Consider the following 11,949-nt stretch of genomic DNA (forward strand, 5'->3'; position numbering starts at 1 on the left):
CGCTGTGGGGTGGCCCGGTCGGCGCCGAGCCGTGTGGCGTACATCCCGCCCGGGCCACCCCACAGCGCGTCGAACATCGGCTGCATGCTCGCGATCACCCCCCACCGGCCCAACCGGGTGGCCTGCTCGACGGTGAGGGCTTCGGCGTGTTCGAGCCGGTGCCCGCGGGCGGCGACGGCGGGCCCGCCCTGCTCGTCGGCGACGGCGGCGAACGCGGCGGCCGCGGCGGCGACCGCCGCGTCCCCGATGACATGGAACCCGGCCTGGATACCGGCGGTGGTGCACGCCCGCACGTGCGCGGTGATCTCCTCGCCGGTCAGGTAGGCGGTGCCGCAGCAGTCGGGGCGATCGGCATAGGGGCCGGTCGTCCACGCGGTGTGGGAGCCGAACGCGCCGTCGACGAACAGGTCACCGCCGAGGGCGTGCGCGCCGGTGGCGGCGAGCAGCTCGGCGGCCTGCTCGGCGGTGCCGACCGCTTCCCCCCAGTAGCCGCGCACCTGCACCGGGTGGTCGGTGCCGAGCAGTTCGGTGAAGTCGTCGCGGCCGGAGATGTCGGGGCCGCCGCATTCGTGGACGGCGACGATGCCCGCCGCGGCGTAGTCGTCGAGGGCGGCGGCCTGCGCCCGGGCCCGCTGCGCCGCGGTGAGCCGGGCGCGCGCGGCGGCGCGCACCGCGTGATGCGCGGCGGCGGTGAGCGGCTGCTCGGGGTGGCAGCCGGCAAGTGCGGCCGGGTCGGCGGCAGCGCGCAGCGCGGTGGACGCGGCCGCCGAATGCGCGTCGATGCGGGTCAGGTACACGGCGCGGCCGGGGGCGGCGGCGTCGAGGTCGGCGGTGGTCGGGGCGGTCGCGTCCGGCCAGCGGCTCTCGTCCCAGCCGTGCCCCCACAGCACCGGGTCGTCGCAGCCGGCGGCGTGCTCACGCAGCCGCCGCAGCGCGTCCTCCCGGCTGGTGGCGCCGGTCAGGTCCAGCCCGGTCAGGGCCAGGCCGTGGGCGGTGACGTGCACGTGGGTGTCGACGAACGCGGGGGCGACGAAAGCGCCGTCCAGGTCGACGATCTCGGCGTCCGGGTGCAGCGCGCGGCCGGGCCGGTCGGCCCCCACCCACACGACCTGCCCGTCGGTGACGGCCATCGCGGTGGCATCGGGGGCGCCGGCGCTGTAGATACGGCCGCCGACGAGAAGCTGGGTGTGCGGTGCTGGACTCACGAGCGTCCAGTGTGCCCCGTCAGGGCCGCTGCGGGCGCTGCGGGGTCTCGACGATCTCGCCGTCGAGGATCGGCGCGGACGTCAGCCGCGGCGTGGTGTCGACGACGGTGTGCTCGACGACCTGCCCATCGACGACGGTGATGCGCTCACCGTGCCAGCTCCCGCGGGCCGCGAGGTTCGCCATCTTGCGAGCGGCGAGGACCTTGACGGCCGGGCGGAGCAACGCCCGGGTCGGCGGCAGCAGCAGCAGGATGCCCAGCACGCTGGTCAGCAGACCGGGCACCAGCACCAGGCCGGCTCCGACCCCGACGAGCGCCCCGTCGGTCAGCGCCCGATCCGGCGAGCCGCCGGCCCGCACCTTCCCGAGGTTCTGCAGCGCCCGGCGGCCCTGCGCCCCGAGGATCAGATAGCCGAGGACGCTGACACCGAGGAACAGCAGCACGGTGTACCCGGCCCCGATGGCGGAACCGAGCACCGCCAGCACCGCGATCTCGGCGACGACGTAGACGAGGAACAACAGGGGCAACATCAGGGCTCCTTCCGGGCGGCCACACCGGTGCAACGAACGGGCCGGTGAATTTGCTCCCGATCGGCCGGCACCGCGGCTCCATGATCGAATCACGGGCATGGATGCCGGTGACTGGGCGCTACTGCTGACCGCGGCGACCGCCGCCGGATGGGTCGACGCGGTGGTCGGGGGCGGCGGGCTGATCCTGCTGCCCGCGCTGCTGCTGGTGGCGCCGCACCTGACCCCGCAGGCCGCGCTGGCGACCAACAAGCTCACCGCGATCTGCGGCACCAGCGCCGCGGTGGTGACGTTCGCGCGGCGCATCCGGTTGCCGTGGAAGGTGCTGGCCCCGGGTGCGGCGGTCGCGGTGGTGTCCGCGGCGTGCGGGGCGGCCGCGGTGGCGCTGATCGACAAGGCGCTGTTCATCCCGATCGTGATGGTCGCCCTCGTCGCCGTCGCGATGATGGTGACGCTGCGGCCGCAGGTCGGCACCACCCTGGCCCGGGAACGGCCGAGCCTGCGGCGCACGCTGATCGTCGTGCTCGGTTCGGCCGCGGTGATCGGGTTCTACGACGGCATCCTCGGTCCCGGCACCGGCACCTTCCTGATCATCTCGTTCGCCACCCTGCTGGGTACCGAGTTCGTGCGGTCGGCGGCGATGGCGAAGGTGATCAATCTCGGCTCGAACCTCGGCGCGCTGGTGTTCTTCGCCGCGACCGGGCACGTGTGGTGGGCGCTGGGGCTGACGATGGCGGTGTGCAACGTCGCCGGGGCGGTGCTGGGGTCGCGGACCGCGCTGGCGCGCGGCGCCGGGTTCGTGCGGGCGGTGCTGCTGATCGTCGTGCTGGTGATGGTGGTGCGGCTCGGTTGGCAGCAATTCGGATGATCGAGTTCTACGGTGAGCGGGTGAACACCGTCGACTCCGATTTCCTCGATCTGCCGTTACGTGCGCTCGCCGAGGCGGCGCTGTCGGTGGCCCGCAGCGGCGGGGCCACCCACGCGGACCTGCGGGTGCACCGGGTGCGCAGCCAGTCGCTGGCGCTGCGGGACGGCGGGGTGCAGGCCGCGGTGGACGGCGTCGATGCCGGGCTCGCGGTGCGGGTGCTGGTCGACGGCACCTGGGGCTTCGCCTCGCACGCCGAACTGACCGCGGACACGGCCGCGGCGACGGCCCGGCAGGCGCTGGAGGTGGCGCGGACGTTGCGGCCGCTGAACCGGGATCCGGTGTTGTGGGCCGACGAACCGGTCTATCCGGACGCGGTGTGGGTCTCACGGTACGACCTCGATCCGTTCGCGGTGCCGACCGCCGACAAGGTCGCGATCCTCACCGACCTGTCGCAGCGGCTGCTCGCCGCCGACGGCGTCGACCATGTGACGGCGCACTGTGTGCAGGTCAAGGAGCAGACCTTCTACGCGGACCTGGCCGGATCGACGATCACCCAGCAGCGGGTGCGGATCCAGCCGCAGTTCGAGGCGACCACCGTCGATCAGGCGGCGGGGGTGTTCGAGACCATGCGCACCCTCGCTCCCCCGACCGGGCGGGGCTGGGAGTATCTCGCGACCGACGATCACTGGGATTGGACCGGGGAGCTGGCGGCGCTGCCGCAGTGGCTGGCGGAGAAGGCCGCGGCGCCGCCGGTGGTCGCCGGGCCGACGGATCTGGTGATCGATCCGACGAACCTGTGGCTGACCATCCACGAGTCGGTCGGGCACGCCACCGAATACGACCGGGCCGTCGGCTACGAGGCGGCGTATGCGGGCACGTCGTTCGCGACCCCGGATCTGCTCGGGTCGCTGCGTTACGGCAGCGACGTGATGCACGTGACCGCGGACCGCACCGACCCGCACGGCCTCGCGACCGTCGGCTTCGACGACGACGGGGTCGCCGCGCAGTCCTGGGACCTGGTCCGCGACGGGGTGCTCGTCGGGTTCCAGGTGGATCGGGCGTTCGCGCCGCGGCTCGGGTTGCCGCGCTCGAACGGCTGCGCCTACGCCGACTCGGCGCACCACGTGCCGATCCAGCGGATGCCGAACGTGTCGCTGCAACCGGATCTGCACGTGGATCGCTCCACCGCGGACCTGATCGCCGGCGTCGAGGACGGGCTGTACATCGTCGGCGACAAGTCCTGGTCGATCGACATGCAGCGCTACAACTTCCAGTTCACCGGCCAGCGCTTCTACCGCATCCGCGGCGGGGAACTGGCCGGTCAGGTGCGCGACGTCGCCTACCAGGGCACCACCACCGACTTCTGGGGTGCGCTCGAGGCGGTCGGGGGGCCGTCCACCTGGCGGCTCGGCGGCGCCCTGAACTGCGGCAAGGCGCAACCCGGGCAGGTCGCGGCGGTGAGCCACGGCTGCCCGTCGGTGCTGTTGCGCGGCATCAACGTGCTCAACACCCGGACGGAGGGCGGACGATGATCGAGCCGCAGGAGCTGGTGGAGCGGGCGCTGCGCGCGTCCACCGCGGACGAGACGATCGTGCTGGTGACCGAGGTGTCGGAGGCGGCGCTGCGGTGGGCGGGCAACTCGATGACCACCAACGGGGTGTCGCGGTCGCGGTCCTGGACGGTGCTGGCGATCCGGCGCGAACCGGTGACCCGCGTCGGGATCGTCACCTCGAGCAGCGTCGATCCCGGGGACGTCGCCGCGGTGGTCGCCGCGGCGCAGGCCGCCGCCGAGGACGCGGCCCCGGCGACCGACGCGATGCCGCTGCTCGACGGCACCGGCAGCCCCGGGGACTGGGGGGACGCGTTCACCGGCACCGGCATCGCGGTGTTCGACGAGGTCATCGACGCGCTGACCGAGGGATTCGGCGGCTCCGATCTGCTCTACGGGTTCGCGCACCACCAGGTGTGCACCACCTGGCTCGGCACCTCCACCGGGCTGCGGCGCCGGTACACCCAGCCGGAGGGCTCGATCGAGGTGCACGGCAAGCGGGGCGGACCGACCGGTCCCGGCGCCTGGGCGGGCGCCGGCACCCGCGACTTCCGGGACGTCGACAGCACCGCCCTGCTCGTGGAGCTGGACCGGCGCCTGGACTGGGCGCGCAAGTCCGTGGAACTGCCGGCGGGACGCTACGAGACGCTGTTGCCGCCGTCCGCGGTGGCCGACCTGATGATCTACCTGATGTGGTCGATGGAGGGCCGCGGCGCCGAGGAGGGGCACACCGCGCTGTCCCGGCCGGGCGGCACCCGGATCGGCGAGATCCTGACCCCGCTGCCGCTGACGTTGTACTCGGATCCGGCCGCGCCGGGCCTCGAATGCGCACCGTTCGTGACGGCGACCGCCTCCACGGACGCGGTGTCGGTGTTCGACAACGGACTCGACACCGGCCGGGTCGACTGGATCCGGGACGGGACCGTGCACGCGCTGACCTATCCGCGGGCCGCGGCCGCCGAGTTCGGGGCGACCGTCACCGCGCCCGGCGACAACCTGCTGCTCACCGGCGGATCGGCGGCGAGCATCGACGACCTGGTGGCCTGCACCGAGCGGGGTCTGCTGCTGACCACCCTCTGGTACATGCGGGAGGTCGACCCGGCGACGCTGCTGCTGACCGGGCTGACCCGCGACGGGGTGTACCTGGTGGAGGACGGCGAGGTGGTCGCGGCGGTGAACAACTTCCGGTTCAACGAATCCCCGCTGGACCTGCTGCGGCGCGCCACCGAGGTCGGCGCCACCGAACGCACCCTGCCGCGGGAGTGGAAGGACTGGTTCACGCGCACCGCGATGCCGCCGATGCGGATCCCCGACTTCCACATGTCGTCGGTCAGCGCGGCCCGCTGACCGGCAGGGCCCGGGAACCGCGCGGGTTCCCGGGCCCCGGGTCTCAGGCCAGTTCGGCGATCTGCCGGCCGATCTCCTCCGGGGTGACCGTCGGCTCGAAGCGGCGCACCACCGCGCCGGCCGGATCGACGAGGAACTTGGTGAAGTTCCACTTCACCGCGTCGGTGCCGATCGTCTCCGGCATCGTCTTGCTGACGTGCTCGTACAGGAACCCGTGGTCCGGACCGAAGTCGCCGGGGGCCTCGGCGCGCAGGTGCCGGTACAGCGGATGCGCGTCGTCGCCGTTGACGTCGATCTTCCCGTACACCGGGAACGTCACGTCGTAGCTGAGGCGGCAGAACTCCTGGATCTCGGCGTCGGTGCCGGGTTCCTGACCGGCGAACTGGTTGCACGGGAATCCGATGATCTGCAGCTTGTCCCCGGCCTGCCGGTGCAGCGCCTCGAGTCCCTCGTACTGCGGCGTCAGCCCGCACTTGCTGGCGACGTTGACGATCAGCAGGTACTTGCCGGCGTAGCCGCTCAGGTCCTCGGTGGTGCCGTCGGCGGTGGCGACGGTGAAGCTGTGCACGCTCATGAAAGTCGTTTCCTCGTGGTCGGGTGGATGGAACGGGGTTTGCGCGGCGATCGACTCGAGATCGCTGGCCTCCGGCGAGATTACGGTTCGTCGACGCTGCAGGCGAGACCGATCGTGCCGGACCGGCCGCGGCGCAGCAGGCTCGCCTTGACCAAGAGCCGGCCGAGGATCCCGTACTTGCGGGTGATCGCGGCGCGGGCACGGTCGGTGCCGGCGTCGTCGAGCACGACGGCGGTGCCCGCGACCGCGGCGCTGCGCGGCTTGCCCCGCGCGTCGCACACCGCCAGGGTGATGCGCGGGTCCCGGCGCAACCGGCGGACCTTGTACGAGTCGGTCTCGGTCCACACCAGCAACCGGTCCCCGTCGGCCGCGGCCCACACGGGTGTGGGCACCGCGGTGCCGTTCTTGCGGAAGGTGCTGAGCAGCACGAACTTGGCGGCGGCGAGGTCGGCGAACGACGGCCGCGTGAGATCCCCATCGGACATGACCACACCCTACGCAGGCGCGCGGGCCCCCGCGGCATCCGACGGGCGACCGTTCTAGCCTGGACCTCATGTCCGAGTCCCGATCCGCCGTCGACGTGCACCTGCCGGGCGGTGCCCTGACTGCCGCGCAACTGCAGGCCCTCGCCGAACTCGCCCACGCCCACGGCGACGCGGAACTGCTGCTCACCGATCACGCCGGGCTGCGGATGCACGGCGACCGCGACACCCTGACCGGGTCCCTCCACGCGGCCGGGCTCACCGTGCACGGCGCCTACCGCCGCAGTGTCGTCGCCTCCCCGCTGTCCGGGCGGATCGGCGGGCTCGCCGACGTGCGCGCGATCGCCGCCGAACTGCACCGGCGGCTGCACGGCACCGCCGCGACCGCCGACACCGTCCTCGGCGTCGACGACGGCAGCGGCGACATCGTGGCCCTGTCCCCCGACGTGGCGGTGTGCGCGCTGCCCGACGGGTCGTGGATGCTGACCCGCGGCGGCCGCGACACCGGGGTGCGGGTCGAGACCGGCGACGTCGTCGACGTGCTGCTCGAACCCGCCGACGCTACGGCACCGGACACCGACACGGCGCCGCTGCCGACCCCACCCCCGCACCCCATCGGCTGGCTCGACCGCGCCGACGGCACCGTCGTGCTCGCCGCCGCCCTCGCCGGCGGGGTGCTCCCGGCCCGCACCGCCGAATTCCTCGCCGCCGTCGAACGCCCGGTGGTGATCACCCCGTGGCGTTCGCTGCTGCTGTGTGACCTCGACGAATGGGCCGCCGAACAGGTCGTGCGGGTCCTCGCCCCGATGGGGTTGATCTTCGACGCGGACTCCCCGCACGTGGAGTGAACCGGCCGAACCGGTCCGGACGGCGCCGGATCCGCCTACCGTAGAACGGGTGAGTCCCGATACCGCCGGCTCCGACCACGACGTCTTCGATGTGATCGTGATCGGCGGCGGCCCGGCCGGAGAGAACGCCGCACACTACGCGATCAACGGCAGCGACCGCACCGCCGCGCTGATCGAGCACGAACTCGTCGGCGGCGAATGCTCGTATTGGGCGTGCATGCCGAGCAAGGCGCTGCTGCGTCCCGGTCAGATCCTTGCCGCCGCCCGCCACATGCACGGCGTCGAGCAGAAGATCAACGCGCACGGGGTCGACGCCGCCGCGGTGCTGGCCCGCCGCGACGAGTTCACCCACCGCCGCGACGACAGCTCCCAGGTGTTGTGGGCCGACTCCGTCGGCATCGACGTGCTGCGCGGACACGCCCGCATCACCGGGGAATGCACCGTCGCCGTCGACGGGGACCGCCCCCGCACCCTCCGCGCCCGGCACGCGGTGGTGCTCGCCACCGGCTCCGTCGCGGCCGTCCCCGACATCCCCGGACTGCGCGCGGCGCTGCCGTGGACCTCGCGCGACGCCACCAACCTCGTCGAGATTCCGCGGCGGGTGCTGCTCGTCGGCGGCGGGGTGGTCGCGTGCGAGGCCGCGACGTGGCTGCGCCAGCTCGGCGTCGAGGAACTCACCGTCGCGGTGCGCGGATCACGGCTGCTGCCGCGCGTCGAACCGTTCGCGGCCGCCGCCGTCGCCGACACCTTCGGCCGCCACGCCGTCGACGTGCGGTTCGGCACCGAGATCAGCCGCGTCACCCGAGAAGACGCCCGCGACACCGGGATCGGGCGCATCCACGGCGGCCCGGCGACCGTGCAGCTCGACGACGGCACCACCGTCGAGGTCGACGAAATCGTGGTCGCCGCCGGCCGCCGCCCCGCCACCACGGACCTCGGGCTCGACGTGCTGGGCCTGGACCCGGGGGCGGCCACCCCCGTCGACGATCACCTGAACGTCACCGGGGTGGACGGCACCTGGCTGTACGCGGTCGGGGACGTCGCCGGCCGGGCCGCGCTGACGCACATGGGCAAATACCAGGCGCGGGTGTGCGGCGACGTGATCGCCGCCCGCGCCGAGGGCCGCGACCTCGATCACCCCCGCTACCGGGCGACCGCCGACCACGGGCAGGTGCCGCAGGTGATCTTCACCGAACCGGAGATCGCGTCCGTCGGGCACACCGCCGCCTCTGCCCGCGACGCCGGCCTCGACGTCGAGACCCTCGAGGTGGAGCTGGCGGTGGCCGGCTCGGCGCTGGCCCGCGACGACTTCGCCGGGCACGCCGCGCTCGTCGTCGACCGCGCCACCGACACCCTCGTCGGCGCCACCTTCGCCGGCACCGAGGTCGCCGAACTCGTGCACGCGGCGACGGTGGCGCTCGTCGGGAAGGTGCCGTTGGACACGCTCTGGCATGCGGTCCCGTCGTATCCGACGGTCAGCGAGGTGTGGTTGCGCCTGCTCGAAACCCGCCGGCCCTGACCCGCGACCCGAAGGGAGAACCCCGTGGAGCTGAGCGTCGTCGCCATCGACAAACCCGAGGACACCAACGTGATCGTCGGCCAGTCCCACTTCATCAAGACCGTCGAGGACCTGCACGAAACGCTCGCCGGATCCAGCCCGCACCTGCGGTTCGGGATCGCGTTCTGCGAAGCGTCCGGGGTGCGCCTGGTGCGGCACTCCGGCAACGACGACACGCTCACGGACCTGGCCACCCGCAACGCCCTCGCGCTCGCCGCCGGACACTGCTTCGTCGTGTTCGTCGACAACGGCTACCCGGTGAACATCCTCAACGCGATCAAGCTGGTCCCGGAGGTGTGCGGCATCTACTGCGCCACCGCCAACCCGGTCGAGATCGTCATCGCCGAAACCGATCTCGGCCGCGGCATCATCGGTGTCATCGACGGCAGCCCGCCGCTCGGGGTGGAATCCGACGCCGACGTCGCGGACCGCAAGGCGCTGTTGCGCACCATCGGCTACAAACTGTGACGGCCGGTCAGCGCGGCAGCCGCCGCCAGATCGCCCGCGGCAGCAGCCGCATCCCGAAGAACACCGGCCTCAGCAGGCCCGGCACCCACACCTCGCCGCGACCGCGGCCCAACGCCCGCACGGTCGCGTCGGCCACCTGATCCGCGGTGCTCGACAACGGCGCCGGGCTCATCCCCTCGGTCATCCGGCCGATCACGAAACCGGGCCGCACCAGCAGCAACGACACCCCGCTGCCGTGCAGGGCGTCCGCCAGCCCGGACGCGAACCCGTCCAACCCGGCCTTCGCCGACCCGTACACATAGTTGGCGCGGCGCACCCGCACCCCGGCTACCGACGAGAACACCACGATCCGGCCCGCACCCTGCGCGCGCAGCCGCGTCGCGAGCCGGGTCAGCAACGCGACCTGCGCGACATAGTCGGTGTGCACGACCGCGATCGCATGCGCGGCGTCGGTTTCGGCGCGGGACTGGTCGCCGAGGATCCCGAAGGCGAGCACCGCCACGTCGATCGGCCCGTGCGCCGCGGTGATCTGCTCGAGCACCCGCTCGTGGATGTCGAGATCGTCGGCGTCGAACTCGACGGTGTGCACCGCGCTCGCGCCCGCCGCCAGCACCGCCTGCCGGGGGCCGTCCAGCTCGCCGGCGCGGCGCGCGGCGAGGATCACGGTGCGGCCGGGGGCGAGCCGGCGGGCCACCTCGAGCCCGATCTCGCTGCGGCCCCCGAAGATCACGATGCTTCCCTGCGCGATGGTCATGGCTGCCAGTGTTCCGTGACCGATCGGTGCGGGCGCGGTCGGGGGCCGGTGCCCGGGGCAGGTCGAGCGCTCTAGGCTCGCGGGTATGGCCCGCACCCCGGACGCGCTCGGCGAGCGCGCACTGCAGTTCCTGTCCGAATACCACCTCGGCACACTCACGACGCTGCGCAAGGACGGCACCCCGCACGTCGTCGCGGTCGGGTTCACCTGGGATCCGCAGGCCCGGGTGGTGCGGGTGATCACCAACGCCGGCTCGCAGAAGGCCTTGAACGCCGACCGGGGCGGCTACGCCGCGGTGTCGCAGGTCGACGGCGGGCGTTGGCTCACCCTGGAGGGCTCGGCGCGGGTGCGCAGCGACGCCGCCGCGGTCGCCGAGGGGGTCGACCGCTACACCCGGCGGTACCGGCCGCCGCGGGAGAACCCGACTCGCGTGGTCGTCGAGATCGCCGTGGACCGGGTGATGGGGTCGGTGCTGGACTGATCCCGGTGCTGGACCGACCCACATCGGCGTTTCCGTCCCCTACCTGCCCCCGGTTGTTCCGAGCGAGCGGTACATTCGGTCGATCTGAGGAGACGAACGGTACATTCGCTCGGGTCAGGTGGGGTTGCCTCGCCGCGTGAGGCGCCCGAGCAGGGTGTTCGACCACGGCCGATAGCGGGTGTTGTGGAAGGTGTCCACCAGCCAGGTGCCGTCCCGCCGGACCAGGACGAAGGTCACCGAGGAGCGGCGCTTCGCGGTCGGGACGGTGCGCCGCTTCTGCCAGGACATGACGATTCCGCCGCGTTCGCACGCGACCGCGACGTCGGGAGCAGGGAAACGCACGTCGCGATGTTCGGTCACCATGCGGGAATTGCGCATGATGCCCGCGAACAGGTCGCGGTGACCGTCGGCGATCGCTCTGCGTCCGCTCATGTGGGTGCCGTCGAATGCCGTGTAGTCGGCGTCGGCGGTGAAGGCCTGCGAGTAGGACTCGGGATTTCCTTCTTCCCAGGCAGCCGCGACGCGTGCCAGTGCCCGGTCCACACCGACGGCGTCGTGGGTCGATGCAGTCATCTCACCCTCCTTCGATTCAGTGCGGTATATAGTTTAGAACGCTGAAATAATTTGGGGTAGGCATGACGAACGAACCGATCACACCCGGCGACCTCCTCGGCCGGGATTTCGCGACGGCCGTGGTGATGTTCCACGAGGCGGTCGCGCACCGACTCGGCCTGACCGCCACCGACAATCGGGCCCTGGACGTGCTGTCCCGATCCGGGCCGACCACCGCCGGGGATCTGGCCCGGGCCCTGCACCTGACCCCGGGGGCGGTGACCGGCATCGCGGACCGACTGGCCGCCGCCGGCTACATCACCCGCGTCCCCGACACCACCGACCGGCGCCGCATCCTCCTGGTCGTCGCCACCGACCGGATGGCAGCACGCCTGCAGCCCCTCTACGAGCCGTTCGCGCGCGATGTCGCGGAACTGTTCGCCGCCCACAGCGACGACCAGCAGGCGGCGATCACCGCGTTCCTCACCGATGTCACCCGGACCCTGCGCGCCCACACCGAGCGGGTCACCGCTCCGGACGGCCGATAACCGCGCCCGGAACCGGTGTCGACCCACCCCGAGTCCGAGCGAGCGGTACATTCGGTCGGTCTGCGGGCTGTTGCGAAATAGCCGAAGGTCCGCGACCGCGAACCACAGCGCCGGTCCCGGGGCGGGGTCTCCCGCCCCGGGACCACCGCTTCACACGGCGGCCGGCAACCCGCCCCCACCCACCATGGT

General features: G+C 72.7%; 14 protein-coding genes. 8 read left to right on the top strand and 6 right to left on the bottom strand.

Features of this window, described 5'->3' with window-relative positions; all coding sequences use genetic code 11:
* On the bottom strand, nt 1–1,130 hold a 1,130-nt coding region (locus M1M07_RS30765), incomplete at its 3' end, for an amidohydrolase family protein (protein ID WP_248676590.1).
* Nucleotides 1,131–1,224: 94 nt separating this feature from the next.
* Nucleotides 1,225–1,734, bottom strand: a complete 510-nt coding sequence (locus M1M07_RS30770) for an FxsA family protein (RefSeq protein WP_197251234.1) — start codon at nt 1,732–1,734, stop codon at nt 1,225–1,227.
* 97 nt (nt 1,735–1,831) lie between these two features.
* Here M1M07_RS30770 and M1M07_RS30775 point away from each other — a divergent pair, with 97 nt between their 5' ends.
* The 3 genes from M1M07_RS30775 to M1M07_RS30785 are packed head-to-tail and all read left to right on the top strand — an operon-like array spanning nt 1,832 to nt 5,495.
* A complete protein-coding gene (locus M1M07_RS30775) occupies nt 1,832–2,599 on the top strand; it encodes a TSUP family transporter (protein ID WP_248676585.1) in 768 nt (255 codons plus the stop codon).
* The gene (locus M1M07_RS30780; RefSeq protein WP_248676586.1) at nt 2,596–4,131 is read left to right on the top strand and encodes a TldD/PmbA family protein; all 1,536 of its coding nucleotides are present in this window, start codon (nt 2,596–2,598) and stop codon (nt 4,129–4,131) included. Before M1M07_RS30775 ends, M1M07_RS30780 begins: the two co-directional genes overlap by 4 nt.
* Nucleotides 4,128–5,495, top strand: a complete 1,368-nt coding sequence (locus tag M1M07_RS30785) for a metallopeptidase TldD-related protein (protein ID WP_197251235.1) — start codon at nt 4,128–4,130, stop codon at nt 5,493–5,495. The genes M1M07_RS30780 and M1M07_RS30785 overlap by 4 nt, the downstream gene beginning before the upstream one ends.
* 43 nt (nt 5,496–5,538) lie before the next feature.
* Here the strand turns inward: M1M07_RS30785 and M1M07_RS30790 are convergent, their stop codons facing one another.
* Together M1M07_RS30790 and M1M07_RS30795 are read right to left on the bottom strand one after the other, a co-directional pair.
* The gene (locus tag M1M07_RS30790) at nt 5,539–6,069 is read right to left on the bottom strand and encodes a glutathione peroxidase (RefSeq protein ID WP_197251236.1); all 531 of its coding nucleotides are present in this window, start codon (nt 6,067–6,069) and stop codon (nt 5,539–5,541) included.
* A gap of 80 nt (nt 6,070–6,149) precedes the next feature.
* A complete protein-coding gene (locus M1M07_RS30795; RefSeq protein ID WP_197251237.1) occupies nt 6,150–6,554 on the bottom strand; it encodes a PPOX class F420-dependent oxidoreductase in 405 nt (134 codons plus the stop codon).
* 68 nt (nt 6,555–6,622) lie between these two features.
* On the opposite strand from M1M07_RS30795, the gene M1M07_RS30800 reads away from it, so the two are divergent.
* The 3 genes from M1M07_RS30800 to M1M07_RS30810 are packed head-to-tail and all read left to right on the top strand — an operon-like array spanning nt 6,623 to nt 9,425.
* Nucleotides 6,623–7,399: a precorrin-3B synthase gene (locus M1M07_RS30800; protein ID WP_248676587.1), complete on the top strand. Its 777-nt coding sequence runs from the start codon at nt 6,623–6,625 to the stop codon at nt 7,397–7,399.
* A 49-nt stretch (nt 7,400–7,448) separates the two neighbouring features.
* Nucleotides 7,449–8,918 (top strand): NAD(P)/FAD-dependent oxidoreductase, encoded by a 1,470-nt coding sequence (locus tag M1M07_RS30805; protein ID WP_248676588.1) that lies wholly within the window; start codon nt 7,449–7,451, stop codon nt 8,916–8,918.
* 24 nt (nt 8,919–8,942) lie between these two features.
* Nucleotides 8,943–9,425, top strand: a complete 483-nt coding sequence (locus M1M07_RS30810; RefSeq protein WP_197255908.1) for an adenosine-specific kinase — start codon at nt 8,943–8,945, stop codon at nt 9,423–9,425.
* 7 nt (nt 9,426–9,432) lie between these two features.
* Here M1M07_RS30810 and M1M07_RS30815 read toward each other — a convergent pair whose 3' ends face one another.
* Nucleotides 9,433–10,179 (bottom strand): SDR family NAD(P)-dependent oxidoreductase, encoded by a 747-nt coding sequence (locus M1M07_RS30815; RefSeq protein ID WP_197255906.1) that lies wholly within the window; start codon nt 10,177–10,179, stop codon nt 9,433–9,435.
* Nucleotides 10,180–10,264: 85 nt separating this feature from the next.
* Here M1M07_RS30815 and M1M07_RS30820 point away from each other — a divergent pair, with 85 nt between their 5' ends.
* Nucleotides 10,265–10,660 carry a TIGR03618 family F420-dependent PPOX class oxidoreductase gene (locus M1M07_RS30820; protein ID WP_197255904.1) on the top strand — a complete coding sequence of 132 codons (396 nt, stop codon included), beginning with the start codon at nt 10,265–10,267 and terminating at the stop codon, nt 10,658–10,660.
* 114 nt (nt 10,661–10,774) lie between these two features.
* Here M1M07_RS30820 and M1M07_RS30825 read toward each other — a convergent pair whose 3' ends face one another.
* Complete coding sequence (locus M1M07_RS30825; protein ID WP_197255901.1) at nt 10,775–11,233, bottom strand: SgcJ/EcaC family oxidoreductase; 459 nt, start codon at nt 11,231–11,233, stop codon at nt 10,775–10,777.
* 62 nt (nt 11,234–11,295) lie between these two features.
* Here M1M07_RS30825 and M1M07_RS30830 point away from each other — a divergent pair, with 62 nt between their 5' ends.
* Nucleotides 11,296–11,760: a MarR family transcriptional regulator gene (locus M1M07_RS30830; RefSeq protein WP_248676589.1), complete on the top strand. Its 465-nt coding sequence runs from the start codon at nt 11,296–11,298 to the stop codon at nt 11,758–11,760.
* Nucleotides 11,761–11,949: the final 189 nt, after the last annotated feature.

The organism is Rhodococcus sp. HM1 (genome assembly GCF_023218075.1).
Classification (GTDB): Bacteria; Actinomycetota; Actinomycetes; order Mycobacteriales; family Mycobacteriaceae; genus Rhodococcus.